The organism is Vibrio mytili (genome assembly GCF_049563345.1).
Taxonomy (GTDB): Bacteria; Pseudomonadota; Gammaproteobacteria; order Enterobacterales; family Vibrionaceae; genus Vibrio; species Vibrio mytili.
The window spans coordinates 1977638-1995258 of record NZ_CP110481.1 but is presented as its reverse complement, the minus strand read 5'-3'; the positions used below and the strand labels follow the sequence as shown (position 1 = coordinate 1995258).

Genomic DNA, 17621 nt, shown 5'->3' with positions numbered 1-17621 from the left:
ATGAATAAGAAAGTCTTATTTATTCCGTTAGTCGCTTTTTTGCTACTAGCGGGGATATTTGCAACCCAGTTAATTCGTAACCAAGACGGCGACGACCCAACCAAATTAGAGTCGGTCCTAGTTGGTAAGCCTGTACCTAAGTTTCATCTCGAAGACTTAGCTGAACCAGGAAAGCAATACGATCAATCGATCTTTACTGGTGAACCGTTGCTACTCAATGTATGGGCAACTTGGTGCCCGACCTGTTATGCCGAGCATAAGTACCTAAATGAGTTGGCTGGTAAGGGCGTTAAGATCATCGGTATGAATTACAAAGATGATCGTAATAAAGCGATTGGTTGGTTGAACGATTTAGGCAACCCTTACTTGATTAGCTTGTTTGATGGTAGCGGTATGCTTGGGCTCGACCTTGGCGTATATGGCGCACCCGAAACATTCGTTATAGATGCCAATGGAGTGATTCGATACCGTCATGTGGGAGACGTTAACCCGCGTAATTGGTCAGAAAAACTAGAGCCGCTATACAACCAATTGGTTGAGGAGGCGAAGCAATGAGAAAGCTGATTCTCGCCGTATTGGCTGCCATGACATTATCTCTTGCTGCTCATGCAGCGATTGAAGTGTATGAGTTTGATAACCTTGAGCAAGAACAACAGTTCAAAGAGTTGAGTCATACGCTTCGTTGTCCTAAGTGTCAGAACAACACGATTTCAGACTCTAACGCCGCGTTGGCACAGGACTTACGTCATAAAGTGTATGAAATGACCAAAGAGGGTAAGTCGAAGCAAGAAATCGTTGACTATATGGTGGCGAGGTATGGCAATTTTGTAACTTACAATCCGCCTTTCACCGTGGCAACTTCAATTTTGTGGCTTGGTCCGTTGGCCGTGGTATTGATGGGGTTTGGCTTGATTGTACTGCGAAGCAGAAAGTCTAAAGCTAAATCAGAGACAGACAGTGAGGAACAATGGGACGAGCAGAAAGAGGCTCGCTTAAAAGCACTGCTTGATGATGAGAATAACGGAGATAAGAAGTAATGATGCTATTTTGGATTTCCACTGTTGCTCTTACGCTGATTGCATGTGTTTTGGTGGCTTTGCCACTGCTTAAACAGAAAGCGAATAATGATGATGTTCTTCGTGATGAGCTAAATAAAGCATTTTATAAAGACCGTTTATCAGAATTGCATGAAGAAACCGATGAAGGCCTTGTCGAAAGTGAAGAAGACTTAATTTCGGATTTAAAACAGTCGCTACTTGATGATATACCTGGTTCAAACGAGTCTAAGCAGACCCAAATTTCTCCGATGGTCGTACTCATTCCGTCCGTGATTCTGACTGTTGTATTGAGCTATGGCTTGTACTTTAAATTTGGTGCGTCTTCAGAGGTCGAAAATTGGCAACAAGTTTCAGCCAACTTACCCGCACTGTCAAAAAAACTGATGTCGGGATCCGCGGAGCCACTCAGCGATGACGAAATGGCAGATTTGACGCTTGCCTTGCGCACGCGCTTGCATTATCAGCCTGAAGATTCAACAGGTTGGCTGCTACTAGGGCGTATTGCTTTAGCGAATCGTGATGTAGCGACTGCAATTGATGCGATGGAAAAGTCATACCAGTTGGAGCCTAATGATGATGACGTGAAGTTAGGTTATGCCCAAGCATTAATGCTTTCCCAAGACGAAATGGAACAATCGACAGCACGTTCGCTCCTAGGTGAATTAATGCAGCAAGACCGAGTGGACATCCGTGTTTTCTCATTGCTTGCGTTTGATGCTTTCGAACGAAATGATTTTCCGGCGGCCATTAAATACTGGGGAATCATGCAGCAAATGATTGGGCCAGAAGACAGCCGCTATGAAATGTTGTCGCGAAGTATTGAAAGTGCTCGTAAGCAAATGGGTGAGGCAGTGTCGCCAGAGAAAAGTGTTGCTGTCACCATCAATGTAGCGCCGGATATCGATCTCGATCCAAATGCGGTATTGATTGTTTCAGTCCATCACGCGAATGGCGCGCCAATGCCAGTTGCTGCCGCTCGTTATCCACTAGGTACATTTCCTCGTACGGTGATTCTGGATGATGGCAATGCAATGATGCAGGGACAAAAGCTTTCTTCGCTCGAACAGCTGATTGTACGTGTAAGGGTTGATACAGATGGCAACGTTGCAACCCGTGATCACGATTGGCATGGAGAAAGTGGTGTGGTTGATTTTGGACAGCCCGTCGAAGTGACGATTGATAAACAGTATCAATAGTTCGGTTTGCCTCTTAGGCCTGTGGATCATACGAGAGACATGTTGTCTCGAATCTTGAAGCAGGCCGATTGTCATTTCCTGATAGTGGTATGACTTAAAACGATCGAGTAGAATACCTGAGGCCAGCATTCGCTGGCCTTTATTTATATGTCTAATAATTATAGATCGAGTATTTACATACCCAAGTAGCTTTTGGGCGGCAAACGCTCTATACCTTGAGATAAAGGGTATTTGGGTATATTAATAGTCGTTATGGAACAAAAAAATGTATAACAAGGGTAAGTCCCTTTTCCTATTATTGTTGGCGGTTGGACTGGTTGGCTGTTCAAGTGCGCCAGATGAAGCAGTAGATGAAAAAGCGGAAACAAATCAAACGACTTCTGATGTGTATGATCCGTTAGAAGGCTTTAACCGTGCAATGTGGGATATCAACTACGATTATTTAGATCCGTATTTGGTTCGTCCAGTATCACTTGCGTACGTTGATTACACCCCTAAGCTGGTTCGTACTGGTATTGCCAACTTTTTGGCTAACTTAGATGAGCCTTCAAGTATGATAAACAACCTGATTATGGGCAATGGTAGCAAAGCGCTGGATCACTTCAATCGGTTTTTAATTAACTCAACGTTTGGTATCTTCGGGCTGGTAGACCTAGCCACCGAAGCGGGTATTACCAAATATGATGATAAAGCCTTTGGTGATGCGATTGGGCATTATGGCGTTGGCCATGGACCTTATTTTATGGTGCCTGGATATGGTCCGGTAACATTACGTGAAGCGGCGGACACCGTTGATGATATGTATCTTCCTTTATCTTACTTAAACTTCTGGGCAAGCTTGGGTAAATGGGCATTTGAAGGGATGGAAAAACGTGCCATGCTCGTTTCTCAAGAAGTACAGTTAGAAAACTCGCCAGATCCTTATGTACTGAGTCGAGATGTTTACATTCAACGTCTCGATTTCAAAGCGGAAGTTGAGAAGGTTAACGAGGTGAACGAAGAAGAAGAAGCGTACCTAGATGAATATCTAGAAGATTTCTAATTCTCAAGCTCTTATTTAATTACTAATCTAAGAAAAAGGCTTAGCGTTCATATGGCTAAGCCTTTTTGCTTTTTATTGTACAGAATCGATTTTCGAGAAACTTGGAATGTTAAAGGCGATAGGTTAGAAGTGATAGTTCGCTTGAATGCCAATCAACCAAACATTACCGGTTGTTTCTCCGACGAACTGACCACCCACCGCTTCAGCAGTATCGTCAGATGCGTATCCACGTGATTCAGTGATAGGGGCGTCTTTTGCAAAAATATAAGTAAAACCTGCGTCCAAACTAAAGTCATTTGTCCAATCATACGTTGCACCAACGCTTAACCAAGTACGATCCGTTTCAGGAATCGTAATAGTACGGTTTTTGTCGCTTACCGCAGAGGTATCGTAGGCAACTCCCGTTCTTAGCGCTAATTTAGGTTGTAACTGATACGTCGCACCCACTGCGAATCGGTAGTTGTCTTGCCAGTTTTCAACTTTTACCATATGTGAACCGGTATTGTTAAGTTGGGCCTGTAACTTTTCAAATGCGCTCCAATCCGTCCAGTTGAAACTTGCGTGCAAAGCAAGTAGCTCGGTGAGTTGATGGAAGCTTGCCAGTTCTGCAGTTGCGGGAAGCGATAGGTTCATATAGCCGTTTTCTTTACCCGCAATACCAAAACCAAGCCCTTCAGCATGACCTTCTAATTTTAAATCAACTTCGGATTTGTACGTGAAGCCAATACGATGGTTAGCGTTGATCTGCCATGCAGCTCCCACTTGCCATCCCCAAGCAGTATCATCACCTTCCATGTATTTGAGAGTCGTGCCTTGAGGGGCTGGGATCGGTTGACCTGTTCCAGGATGTTGGCCAATGACGTTATTTTGTGGTGCTGTGGCACCAAAGCTTCCTTCACCAAGAACGTAACGCAAACCACCACCAATACTGATGGCTTGATTAAGTTTATAAGCCGCATTTAAGTTTGCTTCCATGGTGGTGACGCTGGCCTCGTTACCGAAATGGGATGCACCAAAACTTTTACCTAGATCGGTTTCCATACCGTAGTTAGTGCCAAAAGCGAGACCGACAGAAAACTGGTTATTATATTGGTGGGACAGATAAAAGCTCGGGACTATAGCGTCATTAGCGAAGTCGTCAGAAGAGGCGGATGAACTTTGTCCATAAAAATGAACATCACCTTCAACGTCGACATTGGGGTTAACGTAAATACCACCAAGAGACACCTGAGTGCCTGGTAAATAGGTCAGCATGGCAGGGTTTCGCCATTGAGCACTTGCATTGTCGGCCATTGCAGCCTCGCCAGCATAGGCTCGACCTAAGCCTGTTACCGAGTATTCTGCCAATTGGAAACCCGCAGCATGGGTGATGGTAGAAGTGCCGAGTAGGCTAAATGCGACGGCTGTAGATAGAAGGGTCTTGTTGGTTTTCATTCTTACGTTCGCTGAATTATTGAAAAGTAAGGCGAAATTCTAAAGATAGAGTGATTACTTTAAAAATCAAAACCCTTAAAGCGTACGCATTTGGAATTTTATATTAATATTTTAACGAAATTGGTTATATATACTGGCTTGTTAAGGAAAGGGCATGAGTGTTTAGCGAACAAGTGTGAGTCCTAACCTTGCTTTTATGCTACAAGTGTTCACTCAAATTCAGCGAACATTTTCTTTACTGGGATCAAAAAAGGCTGGAAATCCAGCCTTTTATATAACGTGTTCGTTTATGCGTCTAGCGCAACTGGCTTAGAAGCTGCGGCTGTATTGTAAGCCGACCAAGATCGCATCTGCATGAGTCGTTGCGGATACACCAGTAGATACGCCCGGAGCGATTGGCGTTTGCTCGTTCACTTTAACATCTTTACCAAGTAGGTAAGTGAAGCCAAAGTCGACGTTAGACTCATTATCAATATTGTAAGTGAAGCCTGTTGAGAACCACTGACGGTCGGAATCAGGCACTGAAATGGACGTTAATTTGTCTTGTGCGCTGGTGTCGTACATGTAGCCAGCACGAAGTGTCCAGTTGTTGTTTAGGTAATAAGTACCACCAATCGAGTAGTGCCAGCCATCTTGCCATTGATATTGTTTATCGTACGATGAACCTATTAGCGGTGAGCCTTTTAGGTTAGAGAATTCAATTTTATCGAAGTCTTTCCAGCCAATGTATTGAATGCTGTAATGTACCGCAAATTGCGTATCTTCGATTTTGTGAAAGCCTGAAAATTCAGCAATATCAGGTAGAGGCAGGGTGATTTTTTGCCCTTTATCGTCTTTTGCTTCCATCTCTGGGCTGTAGTGGTAGGCAAAGCCAAATCGATTGTTCGCATCAAGCTCGAATACCGTACCTGCGTTAAAACCAACGGCCCAGCCGTCAGCAGCATCAACATCAATAAGAGTACCCACTAATGCGTTCTCACGCTTCATGGTTCCTTTACCGTAAATGACATCGACACCGGCACCGAAGCTCCATTGATCATTGAGGCGGTATGAGCCTGCTAAACCAAAGTTTGCGCTTTTCACGTCCGTAAGACCACCGTACTCTCGTGCTACATAGTTGTCAGAGAACTCTGTTTTTGTGCCAAAGTTTGAGTAGGCGTTGACGCCCCAAGCGAATTTGTCATTCACAGGCACGATAAGGTGAATATTTGGCGCAAGAGCAGTGCTACCAACATCATCAGTATCTCCAACAGGAGTAGAATTGCTCCCCATCGGAGAAGTTAGAGTGTAGTTTGCATCTTTTACTTCAATCAAAGATGTAATGGTTTCGAAACCGACAGACAGTTCCATTTTATCGAATAGAGCCATCGCGGCTGGGTTACGAGCCATTACTGAGGCATTGTCTGCGATTACGGCATCACCCGCAAACGCACGGCCAAGGCCTGTTGCTGATTGGGCATTGATTTGGAAGCCCGCTGCCATGGTTTGGCCTGAGGCAAAAGCGACGGTCACTGCTAAGAGAGTCTTTTTAAACAGACGCGTGTTCTGTGTCATTTGTTTTTCCTTATTAGATTCGTCTCTTTGGACGATAATTTGAGCTTTTGCTCAGTGGCGCAGATAGTAGTCATTAGATGGCTTCAAACATATCCGACCATTGGTCTAAAATGGATAAAAATTGGAGAAATGATGCCTAAATGTAGGGAAAATGCGGTTAAAATGCATAAATTAGAGTTTTAGCTCTAACTGAGCATTGCTGTGGTGAATGGTTGGGTATTAATTGATAAGGAAATGCTGCTAAATAAAGCTATTTAGCAGCATTTATCGACTTTTTATGACATGGGCTTAATCAAAGGAACCAGAGTATTCGCTAATGATTCGGTATCTTCATCGTGTTCACCGATTAAGATCATGCTGACATTCCCCATCGGCACTATCGAACCATTCATACCATCTTCTTTAAAGGTGACTTGCTGATCACTCGTAATTGCGGTCATAAACAAAGTGACTTTACCTTTATTTCCCTGAAAAACCATATGCACTGCATTGGATTTACCAAAGCCGCAATGGTTTAAGTAATACACATGGTAAGGGAATTGGTCGATAAAGTGATATTGGAAAGGAAGCATTTTCGCGTTTATTTGCGAATTTGGTACATTCTCGTCTATATGGCGAACAAATGCCTCTTCATTTACGACATGCTTGATTGCCGTCTCCGCTAATGATGCATGAGCTGGTGGTAGTAAAACATTCCCCCAGTTTACCTGACCGACTAAAAGACCAGCAGTGAAGGCAATAGATGCCGCCAGCGCTAGAGCTTTACGAGCGAACATCGGCTTATGGACTTGCTCGTGATGGCTGGCTGAAGATTGAGTAAACAAAATCTTATCGGCAAGATCTTCTGGTACATCAATACTCATTGCTTGGTTTATTTTTGCATCGAGATCTAAAACGTCATCGACAAATTTACGGTTTGTCTCGTTATCTCTTAACGATTGCAGGGTTTCTTTGTCCAAATGTTTAGGATCCGACAAAATACGACGACGAAATTCTAAATCATCCATTTTTTTGTCCTCTCTTTGTATCTTGAGAATCCAACATCTCTTTTAGTTGATTGCGGGCGCGGAACAAACGCGTCATCACGGTATTTTTGTTGAGACCGAGGATGTCGCCAATCTCTTCTCCACTGAAACCTGCGACTACCTGTAATAATAACGGCTCTCTATACTCAATATCTAACTTCATGATTTGTTCGTGAAGCCATTGTTGTTGGTGATGAGTATCATCACTAAATTTGGCCTCATTGCTGTACTCTTCAATATCGACTAGATCAAATTGTTTACGTTCAAATCGACGCGCGTTTTCTCTTCTTAGAATGGTAATCAGCCAAGATTTAGCCGCCTTTTCATCGAGAAGGCTGTCGAGTGATTTCCACGCACGCATGCAGGTTTCTTGCACCAAATCTTCCGCGATGGCCTTGTCTTTACACAGCCAGTAAGCGTAACGATACAGATCGCGATGATAGCCGCGAACGAGCGCTTCGTATTTTCTTTGTTTGTCCATATCAGAATCGACCGGACGATTGGTTTTTTTCTTTCCAAATATTTTTATAATTGGCACACAAGCCTCTATTCTTACTCTGCGCCGCCAATACTTGAGCGACTGGAGTGATTTGAAGATAATCACTATAAAATTGATCTATTTCAAAATTTAAAGTTCGCGAGCGGTTATAGTAGACCCTGTCATCTCGTTAGTCCTTGTGGCTAACATGTTGAGCAAGATGACACTTCCTTTTGAAGGCTGACTTTACTTTCTCCTAATCAGGAAACTGATTATTTTCAATTGGCGTAAGTTAATTGCTTTATAGATATTCCGACCACACAGTTTTGTGTGGTTTTTTTTTGCTCAAATTTTTCATCTGAATCATTTCAATCCGTACTAAGTCTCTTTTTCTTTTGATCACATATCTCACTTACCTGTAGGTTGTTGCGAGGCGCTACGCGCAATTAAATCTACTGCCCTGCGTCGTGCTACCCTGATGAGGTTAATGACATCAGTTTATTGAATTATAGTCATTGATCAACAAGCGTCACGTTTTATGCAAACACGTGTTTGAAAATTTTAACAACCTGATTACAATGGCGAGGTCAGACCTCTTGTGATTAAGGAGAAACAATGGGCAAGCAAGAAGTAAAAACACGCCAAGGTGAGCGTGTAGCTATCGTCGCGGGGCTTCGAACTCCCTTTGCTCGTCAAAGCACAGAATTTAGCCAAGTACCAGCAGTGGATTTGGGCAAAATGGTAGTAAGCGAGATGCTTGCTCGTACCGATATCGACCCGACGTTAATAGAACAAGTGGTGTTTGGACAAGTAGTACAAATGCCAGAGGCTCCTAATATTGCGCGTGAAATCGTCTTGGGGACAGGAATGAATGTCCATACTGATGCCTACAGTGTGACACGTGCGTGTGCAACCAGTTTTCAAGCAGCGGTCAATGTTACTGAAAGCATCATGGCAGGGTCAATTGATATTGGCATTGCTGGTGGTGCTGACTCTTCATCTGTTTTGCCTATTGGTGTTTCAAAAAAGTTAGCATCAAACTTATTAGCCTTGAGTAAAACCAAAACGCTTGGACAAAAACTTAATATTCTTAAGCGCTTAAGTTTTAAAGATCTGATGCCGGTTCCGCCTGCGGTTGCTGAGTACTCTACGGGGCTTTCAATGGGGCAAACAGCAGAGCAGATGGCCAAAACACATGGTATCTCACGCGCTGAACAAGATGCGCTAGCTCATCGCTCGCATACCTTAGCGTCTCAGGCATGGAAAGAAGGAAAAATTCAGGGCGAAGTGATGACCGCTTTCCCTGAACCCTACAAGAAATGGCTCTCCGAAGATAACAACGTTCGTCATGATTCGACGTTAGAAGGGTACGCAAAACTTCGTCCTGCGTTTGATCGACAGTACGGCAGCGTGACTGCGGCAAACAGCACGCCATTAACCGATGGTGGTGCCGCTGTCATGTTGATGCGTGAAGGTAAGGCAAAAGAGCTAGGTATGGAGATTTTGGGTTATATCAGAGGGTATGCATTTTCCGCGATCGGCGTACAAACCGATATGTTGATGGGGCCTTCGTATGCAACGGCGAAAGTACTGGAAAATACCGGACTCGAGCTATCCGACTTAACGTTGATCGACATGCATGAAGCATTTGCTGCCCAAACGCTGGCGAACGTTAAAATGTTTGCCTCGGACAAATTTGCTCAACAACATCTTGGCCGCGCGCAAGCAATTGGTGAGATTGACATGGACAAGTTTAATGTATTAGGTGGCTCGATTGCTTATGGCCATCCGTTTGCGGCGACAGGTGCAAGAATGATGACGCAAACATTACGTGAGTTAAAGCGTCGTGGTGGCGGAATTGCGCTTAACACTGCTTGTGCAGCGGGTGGTCTTGGTGCAGCGATGATTTTGGAGGTCGAATAATGAGCGAACAGAAAGCATTTAATCTTAACATCGACGAAAAAAATATCGCGTGGCTAGCGATTGATGTTCCGAACGAAAAAATGAACACGCTGCAGGCGGCTTTTGCGCAAGAGATGAATGATATTTTCACTCAGTTAAACGAAGTCAGTGGCATAAAAGGGATGATCATTCACTCTCTTAAACCTGATAATTTCGTTGCTGGTGCCGACGTTCGTATGTTGGAAGCGTGTACCACCGCTAGTGAAGCAGAAGCGTTAGCCAAGCAAGGACAGGAGCTATTCCAGCAGTTATCTGAATTGCCGTATCCAGTCGTCGCTGCGATTCATGGTCCTTGTTTAGGGGGGGGATTGGAGCTTGCGCTCGCTTGTGATTATCGCGTTTGTACGAATTCGGATAAAACACGTCTGGGACTGCCAGAAGTTCAATTGGGCCTATTGCCAGGATCGGGTGGCACACAACGTCTGCCAAGGCTCATCGGTCTATTGCCTTCGCTGGATATCATCCTTACTGGCAAACAGCTTCGCGCGAATAAAGCGAAGAAGTTAGGTGTTGTGGATGATTGCGTACCAGAAACCATACTGCTCGACGTTGCTCAGCAGTTTTTGGACAAAGGTAAAAACAAAGGTAAAAAACACTCAGCCAAAGAAAAATTGATGTCTGGGAGCGGTTTAGGGCGCAAGTTCATTTTTGAACAGGCTGCGAAAAAGACTCACCAGAAAACTCGAGGCAACTATCCAGCAGCAGAAGCGATTCTTGAAGTTATCCAACATGGTCTAGAAAAAGGCTTTGTCAAAGGGCAAGAGCTAGAAGCGAAGCGTTTTGGCGAGTTGGTGATGAGCTCGGAATCGAAAGCGTTGCGTTCGATCTTTTTTGCGACCACAGAGATGAAAAAAGAGCATGGGTCAGACGCGAAACCTGCGAGTGTTAAAAGAGTGGGCGTATTAGGTGGCGGTTTAATGGGGGCTGGGATTAGCCATGTTTCAGTGGCAAAAGCAAAGGTCCCAGTGCGTATTAAAGACGTGAGTAATGATGGTGTATTGAATGCGTTACATCATAACTATCAGTTGTTTGAAAAGCAGCGCAAACGTCGCATCCTATCGAAAGCTGAGTTACAGGCGAACATGTTGCAACTGTCGGGTGGTGTTGACTTTACCAGCTATAACCATATTGATGTGGTTATCGAAGCGGTGTTTGAAGATCTCGACTTGAAGCAGCAGATGGTTGCTGACATTGAAGCTAACGCAAAACCAGAAACCATTTTCGCTACGAATACCTCGTCCCTGCCTATTGGCCAGATTGCTGAAAAAGCGCAGCGGCCAGAAAATATCGTCGGTCTACATTATTTTAGTCCGGTCGAGAAAATGCCTTTAGTTGAAGTGATCCCACACGAAACAACATCGGATGAGACGATCTCTACAGTGGTAGCTTTGGCTAAGAAACAAGGCAAAACGCCGATTGTTGTAAAAGATAAGGCGGGCTTTTACGTCAACCGAATTCTCGCTCCCTATATGAATGAAGCGGCGCATATCTTATTGGCTAACGAGCCTATTGAGAAAATTGATGGGGCATTACTTGATTTTGGGTTTCCGGTTGGACCGATAACGCTGCTTGATGAAGTCGGTATTGATATCGGCGCGAAGATCATGCCGATACTTGTCAATGAACTGGGTGAGAGATTCAAAGGTCCTGATGTATTCGATACCTTGCTCAACGATGGTCGAAAAGGTCGGAAAAGTGGTAAAGGTTTTTATACCTACAAAGGGAAAAAGAAAGACGTCGATAAGTCGGTATATAAACTGTTAAAGCTCGATCCAGAGTCGAAATTGAGTGATAACGATATAGCACTTCGTTGTGTGCTGCCGCTGCTTAATGAAGCGGTCCGATGCTTGGATGACGGTATCATTCGTTCAGCGCGTGACGGAGATATTGGTGCCATCTTCGGTATTGGTTTCCCGCCATTTTTAGGAGGCCCATTCCGTTATATGGATCAATTCGGAATCAAAGAGCTGGTAGAAAAAATGAATGAGTTTGCGTCGAAATACGGCGATCGCTACGCGCCATGTGATGGCTTGCTGACTCGCGCTGGTGAGGGAACGAAGTTTTACTAATCTGGCAATGTGAAAAGGCTTGCGCATGCAAGCCTATTTACATAAGAAGATCAACGTTATTTCTTCTTATCCTTTTTATTTTTGTGTCCTTGACCAGGGTTGTCATCACCGTGGACACTGGCGTTGCCTTTCTTGTCTTTATCGTTCCAGTTTTTTGACGAGCAATCATCCGACTTAATCGATACGTTATCGCCACTCAAGCGAACACAATCATTACTGAGCTCAAAACCGTCACCTTTGACCGTGATTTCTGCATAAGCGGAAGTCATTGGCAGTAATATTGCGGTGAGTAATAGTAGTTTTTTCATGGCATCCTCATGTCTCATGTACTTTTATTGTTATACATCATTAGAGCTTAAAACGGATTTGAGTATTTTCAACTTTTTATAATTTTTACTTATAACAACAGGTTGGAATGTATTCTAACCTAATGCACAATCTTTGGGCCTTAACTGAAACTCTTCAATCGAGCCTATCTCTTGTCCTAGGTGAATACGAGGCTCATCCATATGCGCCAACCCCTGAGAATGCATGACTAAGCGATTGGCAGTGCGAGGTTTGAGCTCATTAACAACGAAGCGAATCATGTCGGTTCGAGTTAATTTTTTGAGCTCATCCAATACTTTTTCTCTTTGGTTAAATTCGATATCTTTGTTGCCAATTGCGACCCATAAACGCTGTGCTCGTCCCCGCAAGGTGGTGTCTGGCGTCGAGATTTGATTCCACAGTCCGCGTTTACTGCTTTGCCACTGATATTCGTTGAGTTCTAATAACACCATGTAAAACGCATTGAGGAACTCATCAATAGAAGTGACCAACTCAGCTGGCGCGGCATTCGGTGATTGAACATAGAGAACAATACCGGGGTGACGATTTAGAGGCATGTTGCCTGTACCTACCATGTATCCGAGTTGTTGTTTGGTTCGAATTTCATGGAAAAAGGTCGCGGACATCAAGTGGTTTGCTAATGTATACAAAGCAATATTGCGCGGTTCAATGTCTTCACATTGGTGATAAATCAAAACCGCAGAGTCTTGTTGGTTACACTGAACCTCACGTTGGAAGCTGCCATTTTTGCCTAGCATCACAAGGGGACGAAGTGCTTCCTCGTAACGCTGTTCTTTGACTCTTAGGGCATCTTTTAACGTGGTGGCCATCTCATGGGCTTGCTGGCGTTGCCAATCTCCATAGACAAACATTTCCACGTGTAATTCTGCCAAAATAGATTCAACGAATATTGCTAAATCCTCTACCTGGATATTTTCCAGTGCGTCTAGTAAGACTGAAAATGGTGGGTTATTGGGTTGCAACAAACCGGTAAGACCATTGAATAACTGGGAAATAGGTCGGTCTTGCGCTGCGTTACGCCAATTTCTTAATAACTGTTGCTTAATGGTTTCGAATCGCTCTACGCTAAATTCCCGCGCGGTGAACCGATGTAAAATCATCTCCAATAACTGAGGTAATTTTTGGCTGAAACCAGAAAGGGTTAGGGTTACGCCTCCCTGGTGCGCATACATGTTGTAGCCCATACCAGCGATTTCGGCTTGGTAGGTTCTTTTCGCCAGTGAATCAAGGAACATCTCAACACACAGACGCGTCTTAACGATGTTTTTGGGTGAAGCAACAGCATGCGAGCTATCGATCGCAACATAAACGACCCCCTTAGGAACTCGAAACTCGTCATCTTGCAAATGCCATAGACGGAAGCCGTCAATGTTTTCGATCATTTCAGGCAGCGAGTTGCCTTGTTTATTTTCCAGTGGCATTGGATCAAGATCGTAGCAGATGAATGGGTTTTTAGTCGGTAGTTCGAACTGCCAGTTTGGATCAGACTGCTCAAAGGTTTGTTTCTGCTCGTCTGACAGTGGGCTTACCGAGTAAGGTGTAAAATACCATTGGGCCGTACGGTCATATTCTTGCTCTTTCGCGACGACGGTGATGCGGACGTTATCAACGGTGAGGTATTGTAAGAAAGAGCGCTGGAGCTCTTCATCATAGCCAGACATCTTATAATCACCATAAATGGTATCCTCGGGTTGATAATGTTGCATATTCACAACGAGGTGACTGACTAGATCGAGAGGGCGGGAAGGCTCTTGAAATCGAAACGCCGATTCCAGCACAGCTTGCTTTTCGAGGTATCGCCATTCATCCAGTCCTTCTCGTTTAATTAAAGATAAGTATTGGAATATGGCCTGACAGAGCGCGTCTACGTGATCGAGGCCTTCAGCTGTTAGCGTGCAACTGATGGTGAAGTCGCGGTAGTTGCTGCCACTTGCGCCTCCACCTGCTGAGAGTGAAGTTATCCAGCCTTTCTCTTTGAGGTTTAGCATTAAGCTACCTTCACCCTCATAGCCTAATAAGTGGGCAAAATAGGAGAGAGGTTTGATGCCATAATATTCATCCACACCTGGCATCGGGAACGTCAGAATCAAACGTCTAAACTCTTTCATCGGTTCGACCTTGATCAGGATACCGGTACTGCCTTTTGTCGTAATCGGCAGATCAACGGTTTTACCCTGTAACCGGTGATCGGGAATGTCAGCAAACATCTGTTCTACCCATGTTTGTTGTTCATCTAGCGATTGTGGTCCAAAAAGGGTCAATGTCATCAGATCAGCTGAGTAGTGTTTATGGTGGAATTCGACAATTTCCTCGCGGATAGACTGACCGTCTTTGTCGCCCAGGGTATCAAGATTACCGACAGAAAATTTGGCGAAAGGGTGCGCTGGATTGACGATTTCTTTGTTTACTTGATACAGACGACGAGCATCATCATTAAGTTTTAACTTGTACTCTGAATCTACCGCTTGACGCTCTTTATCTAGCGCTTCCTCGTTAAACAGTGGTGCGGTAAAAAACTGACTGAAGCGATCTAAGGCATTGTTGAACGCGTTGGGAGCGATATCAAAGAAAAAGCACGTGTGCTCTGTACCTGTCCAAGCGTTATTCGTCCCACCATGTTGGTTAATATAGCTTTGAAACTCACCCACTTTAGGGTATTTTTCCGTACCCAAAAAAAGCATGTGCTCTAAGTAGTGAGCTAAACCTTGTCGATCATTCGGGTCGTCAAAGTGTCCGACATTCACTGCTAGCGCTGCCGCCGACTGTTGAGCAGTGTCGGAATGGATCAGCAATACGCGCAAGTTATTACTCAAGGTAAGGTAGCGGTATTGATTGGAATCGTTAGGACTTTGGTGCACGATGCGTCTCCAGATTTAGCATGACAGTCGTATACGCCTCCCTGAGGGATACGCATACGTTGTGTTTCGACAAATACTGCTTGCCGCATTTTTGTTGTATGTACGAGTACTGCATGACCCATTGCTCTGATGCAAGGGTAGGGCTGTTTGAAGGAATACACTGAGCTCATGGCCATGGTGAAATACTGTGATGAACTGAATGTATTCTTTTTAATAGATTGTTAAGAGTGTCGCTATCTTTCGTCAGCGAGTTGGTATAATGAACCGACAATTATATCAGTATTTTTGTTTCGTCATTATTAAAACTAGCCCCAGATTTATAATAAAGATAGCAGTTAACCTTTTGGTAGCGTTAGCTATCCATAGGAAATAGCATGAAAATATTCATCATGCGTCACGGAGAAGCGGAACATTTTGCGGACTCTGACGCAGCAAGACAACTGACCCAAAGAGGCAGAAAAGAATCAGAAGCGGTTGCCCGGGCGTGTACTGAGCAAGGCATCGCTCAATTCGATAAAGTATTGGTGAGTCCTTACATTCGAGCTCAACAAACTTGGCAAGAAATCAGTCAATACTTTTCAGCCAAAAGTATTGAAGTGAATGAAGAGATCACACCTTATGGTCAATCCGATAGTGTGTTTGACTATGCAAGTGCGCTGATTGAAGTTGAAAAGCTTGAGTCACTATTGTTCGTGTCACACCTGCCACTCGTCGGTTACCTTACCGCTGAGTTTGTTAAAGATATGACACCGCCGATGTTCCCAACCTCTGGCTTAATTTGTGTGGAGTACGAGCCTAGTACTCAAAGCGGTGAATTGCTCTGGCATATTACACCATAGCGAATGTCGGATAAGGCAGGTATCGAATAACCTGCCTAGTGTTTATCGCTTTTCCGTGCTCTTGACGGTTTCGGGTTGCTGGCATTGTAGAGTGATTAATTTCCGATTCGGTCTTGGGCGTTTTCTATTTATCAGGAATCGAAAGCAACACAAGCAAAGCGCCAGCACCGCCAAACTCTAAAGGGGCTTGGTGGAAAGCCATAACGTCTGGATGCTGCGCGAGCCAAAGTGGCGTTTTTTGCTTCAGAATGTGTTTGCCAATTCCGTGTTGCACACAGGCACAGTGAATTTCGTTTTTAACGCAGTACGTTATCATTGCCCCTAGTTCACGTTTTGCTTCTTGTTGAGTCATGCCATGCATGTCTAAGAAAACATCGGGGACATACACTCCGCGACGCAGACGTTTTACCTCATATGTAGAGACGTCATCGCGAGAATAACGAGTCGGTCCTTCTTCGTTTAATAGCGGGACAAACTCGTCGGAAAAGTAGAATTCAGAATCACTTGCCTCGCGAATTGAGCGCTTGATTTCTTTTTGCTTGGTATTTTTTTTTGGTTGCTGGATTATGGTATCCTGACGCAACTTTTTTACGCCCTGTACTGCTTCCTTAAACAAGGCGAAATCGTCATCATGTTCGGTGTCTTTTTTGCTCATTAGGATAATGGTTTCATTCAATAATGATATTGGCAGTATTGTAGCGCTTTTCGGAGGCAATTTTGGATAAGATTTTTGTAGAAGAAGCGGTATCAGAACTTCATACCCTTCAAGATATGATTCGTTGGACGGTAAGCCGCTTTAATGCCGCTGGTCTGTTTTACGGTCATGGCACTGATAATGCTTGGGATGAAGCCGTTCAGCTCATCCTGCCAACATTATACCTGCCAATTGATGTGCCTCCGCATGTATTGAATTCTCGTTTGACGACCAGTGAACGTTACAGAATTGTCGAACGTGTGGTTAAGCGTATTAATGAGCGTACGCCCACCGCTTACTTGACCAATAAAGCGTGGTTTTGTGGACTAGAGTTCTTTGTCGATGAACGCGTACTTGTGCCTCGTTCGCCAATTGGTGAATTGATTCAAGCTGAGTTCCAACCTTGGTTAACCCAAGAGCCAACACGTATTATGGATATGTGTACTGGCAGTGGTTGTATAGCGATTGCATGTGCACATGCGTTCCCTGAAGCAGAAGTAGATGCAATCGATATCTCGGCTGACGCACTTCAAGTTGCAGAGCAAAACATTCAAGATCATGGAATGGAGCAACAAGTTATCCCAATGCGCTCGGATTTGTTCCGTGAGTTGCCAAAAGAGAAATACAACCTGATCGTGTCGAACCCACCTTATGTAGACGAAGAAGACATGAACAGTTTGCCTGATGAATTTACCCATGAGCCATCGCTGGGTCTTGCTGCGGGGACCGATGGCTTGAAACTTGTGCGCCGTATTCTTGCTAATGCACCTGATTATTTGATGGACGATGGTATTTTGATCTGTGAAGTGGGTAACTCAATGGTGCACATGATGGACCAGTACCCACAGATTCCTTTTACTTGGATTGAGTTTGAGAATGGTGGTCACGGCGTATTTATGCTTACTCGCGATCAACTGCTTGAATGTGAAGAAGAGTTCAAGTTGTACAAAGACTAGCAGGGTCGAGTATCTTATATTAAACACCGAGCACCATGCTCGGTGTTTTTTTATGCGTATTTCTTCAAGATTAAGTGCATATTTACTCTTTACATCAAAACGTAATAA

General features: G+C 44.2%; 15 protein-coding genes. 8 read left to right on the top strand and 7 right to left on the bottom strand.

Features of this window, described 5'->3' with window-relative positions; translation table 11 throughout:
• The 4 genes from ONE56_RS09135 (at window position 1) to ONE56_RS09120 (ending at window position 3296) form a co-directional block, all read left to right on the top strand.
• Window positions 1-555, top strand: coding sequence for a DsbE family thiol:disulfide interchange protein (locus ONE56_RS09135; protein ID WP_331437342.1), 555 nt, complete (start codon window positions 1-3; stop codon window positions 553-555).
• Window positions 552-1037: a cytochrome c-type biogenesis protein gene (locus tag ONE56_RS09130; RefSeq protein WP_331437343.1), complete on the top strand. Its 486-nt coding sequence runs from the start codon at window positions 552-554 to the stop codon at window positions 1035-1037. Before ONE56_RS09135 ends, ONE56_RS09130 begins: the two co-directional genes overlap by 4 nt.
• Window positions 1037-2254 carry a c-type cytochrome biogenesis protein CcmI gene (ccmI, locus tag ONE56_RS09125; protein WP_423839710.1) on the top strand — a complete coding sequence of 406 codons (1218 nt, stop codon included), beginning with the start codon at window positions 1037-1039 and terminating at the stop codon, window positions 2252-2254. The genes ONE56_RS09130 and ccmI overlap by 1 nt, the downstream gene beginning before the upstream one ends.
• Window positions 2255-2519: 265 nt before the next feature.
• On the top strand, window positions 2520-3296 hold the full coding sequence (locus tag ONE56_RS09120) for an MlaA family lipoprotein (protein ID WP_041155678.1): 777 nt from the start codon (window positions 2520-2522) through the stop codon (window positions 3294-3296).
• Window positions 3297-3419: 123 nt separating this feature from the next.
• On the opposite strand, the gene ONE56_RS09115 is transcribed toward ONE56_RS09120, so the two are convergent.
• The 4 genes from ONE56_RS09115 to ONE56_RS09100 all read right to left on the bottom strand — a co-directional run bounded on the left by ONE56_RS09115 (window position 3420) and on the right by ONE56_RS09100 (window position 7859).
• Window positions 3420-4730 carry an outer membrane protein transport protein gene (locus ONE56_RS09115; RefSeq protein WP_423839709.1) on the bottom strand — a complete coding sequence of 437 codons (1311 nt, stop codon included), beginning with the start codon at window positions 4728-4730 and terminating at the stop codon, window positions 3420-3422.
• A 309-nt stretch (window positions 4731-5039) separates the two neighbouring features.
• On the bottom strand, window positions 5040-6284 hold the full coding sequence (locus tag ONE56_RS09110) for an outer membrane protein transport protein (protein WP_423839708.1): 1245 nt from the start codon (window positions 6282-6284) through the stop codon (window positions 5040-5042).
• A gap of 275 nt (window positions 6285-6559) precedes the next feature.
• A complete protein-coding gene (locus ONE56_RS09105) occupies window positions 6560-7291 on the bottom strand; it encodes a DUF3379 domain-containing protein (protein ID WP_423839707.1) in 732 nt (243 codons plus the stop codon).
• Window positions 7284-7859, bottom strand: coding sequence for a sigma-70 family RNA polymerase sigma factor (locus ONE56_RS09100; protein WP_331437432.1), 576 nt, complete (start codon window positions 7857-7859; stop codon window positions 7284-7286). Before ONE56_RS09100 ends, ONE56_RS09105 begins: the two co-directional genes overlap by 8 nt.
• A gap of 543 nt (window positions 7860-8402) precedes the next feature.
• Here ONE56_RS09100 and fadI point away from each other — a divergent pair.
• Entirely contained in the window at window positions 8403-9710 is a 1308-nt protein-coding gene (gene fadI / locus ONE56_RS09095) for an acetyl-CoA C-acyltransferase FadI (RefSeq protein WP_331437348.1), read from the top strand.
• Window positions 9710-11818: a fatty acid oxidation complex subunit alpha FadJ gene (fadJ, locus tag ONE56_RS09090; RefSeq protein ID WP_423839706.1), complete on the top strand. Its 2109-nt coding sequence runs from the start codon at window positions 9710-9712 to the stop codon at window positions 11816-11818. Before fadI ends, fadJ begins: the two co-directional genes overlap by 1 nt.
• Window positions 11819-11874: 56 nt before the next feature.
• On the opposite strand, the gene ONE56_RS09085 is transcribed toward fadJ, so the two are convergent.
• Both ONE56_RS09085 and ONE56_RS09080 read right to left on the bottom strand, forming a co-directional pair.
• Window positions 11875-12126 carry a CG2 omega domain protein gene (locus tag ONE56_RS09085; protein WP_423839705.1) on the bottom strand — a complete coding sequence of 84 codons (252 nt, stop codon included), beginning with the start codon at window positions 12124-12126 and terminating at the stop codon, window positions 11875-11877.
• 114 nt (window positions 12127-12240) lie between these two features.
• Window positions 12241-15024 (bottom strand): insulinase family protein, encoded by a 2784-nt coding sequence (locus ONE56_RS09080; protein WP_423839704.1) that lies wholly within the window; start codon window positions 15022-15024, stop codon window positions 12241-12243.
• 374 nt (window positions 15025-15398) lie between these two features.
• Between ONE56_RS09080 and sixA the strand changes: the two genes are divergently transcribed.
• Complete coding sequence (gene sixA / locus ONE56_RS09075) at window positions 15399-15863, top strand: phosphohistidine phosphatase SixA (RefSeq protein ID WP_041155686.1); 465 nt, start codon at window positions 15399-15401, stop codon at window positions 15861-15863.
• 124 nt (window positions 15864-15987) lie between these two features.
• Here sixA and smrB read toward each other — a convergent pair whose 3' ends face one another.
• Window positions 15988-16518 (bottom strand): endonuclease SmrB, encoded by a 531-nt coding sequence (gene smrB / locus ONE56_RS09070; RefSeq protein WP_041155687.1) that lies wholly within the window; start codon window positions 16516-16518, stop codon window positions 15988-15990.
• A gap of 62 nt (window positions 16519-16580) precedes the next feature.
• Here smrB and prmB point away from each other — a divergent pair, with 62 nt between their 5' ends.
• Window positions 16581-17513 carry a 50S ribosomal protein L3 N(5)-glutamine methyltransferase gene (prmB, locus tag ONE56_RS09065; RefSeq protein ID WP_423839703.1) on the top strand — a complete coding sequence of 311 codons (933 nt, stop codon included), beginning with the start codon at window positions 16581-16583 and terminating at the stop codon, window positions 17511-17513.
• The last annotated feature ends 108 nt before the right edge of the window (window positions 17514-17621 follow it).

Excerpts from the sequence above, each read along its gene's own strand:
- fadI (WP_331437348.1), top strand. The coding sequence starts at position 8,403 with ATGGGCAAGCAAGAAGTAAAAACACGCCAAGGTGAGCGTGTAGCTATC.
- ONE56_RS09120 (WP_041155678.1), top strand. The coding sequence starts at position 2,520 with ATGTATAACAAGGGTAAGTCCCTTTTCCTATTATTGTTGGCGGTTGGA.
- smrB (WP_041155687.1), bottom strand. The coding sequence starts at position 16,518 with ATGAGCAAAAAAGACACCGAACATGATGACGATTTCGCCTTGTTTAAG.
- ONE56_RS09105 (WP_423839707.1), bottom strand. The coding sequence starts at position 7,291 with ATGGATGATTTAGAATTTCGTCGTCGTATTTTGTCGGATCCTAAACAT.
- fadJ (WP_423839706.1), top strand. The coding sequence starts at position 9,710 with ATGAGCGAACAGAAAGCATTTAATCTTAACATCGACGAAAAAAATATC.
- ONE56_RS09135 (WP_331437342.1), top strand. The coding sequence starts at position 1 with ATGAATAAGAAAGTCTTATTTATTCCGTTAGTCGCTTTTTTGCTACTA.
- ccmI (WP_423839710.1), top strand. The coding sequence starts at position 1,037 with ATGATGCTATTTTGGATTTCCACTGTTGCTCTTACGCTGATTGCATGT.
- ONE56_RS09130 (WP_331437343.1), top strand. The coding sequence starts at position 552 with ATGAGAAAGCTGATTCTCGCCGTATTGGCTGCCATGACATTATCTCTT.
- sixA (WP_041155686.1), top strand. The coding sequence starts at position 15,399 with ATGAAAATATTCATCATGCGTCACGGAGAAGCGGAACATTTTGCGGAC.
- ONE56_RS09110 (WP_423839708.1), bottom strand. The coding sequence starts at position 6,284 with ATGACACAGAACACGCGTCTGTTTAAAAAGACTCTCTTAGCAGTGACC.
- ONE56_RS09115 (WP_423839709.1), bottom strand. The coding sequence starts at position 4,730 with ATGAAAACCAACAAGACCCTTCTATCTACAGCCGTCGCATTTAGCCTA.
- ONE56_RS09085 (WP_423839705.1), bottom strand. The coding sequence starts at position 12,126 with ATGAAAAAACTACTATTACTCACCGCAATATTACTGCCAATGACTTCC.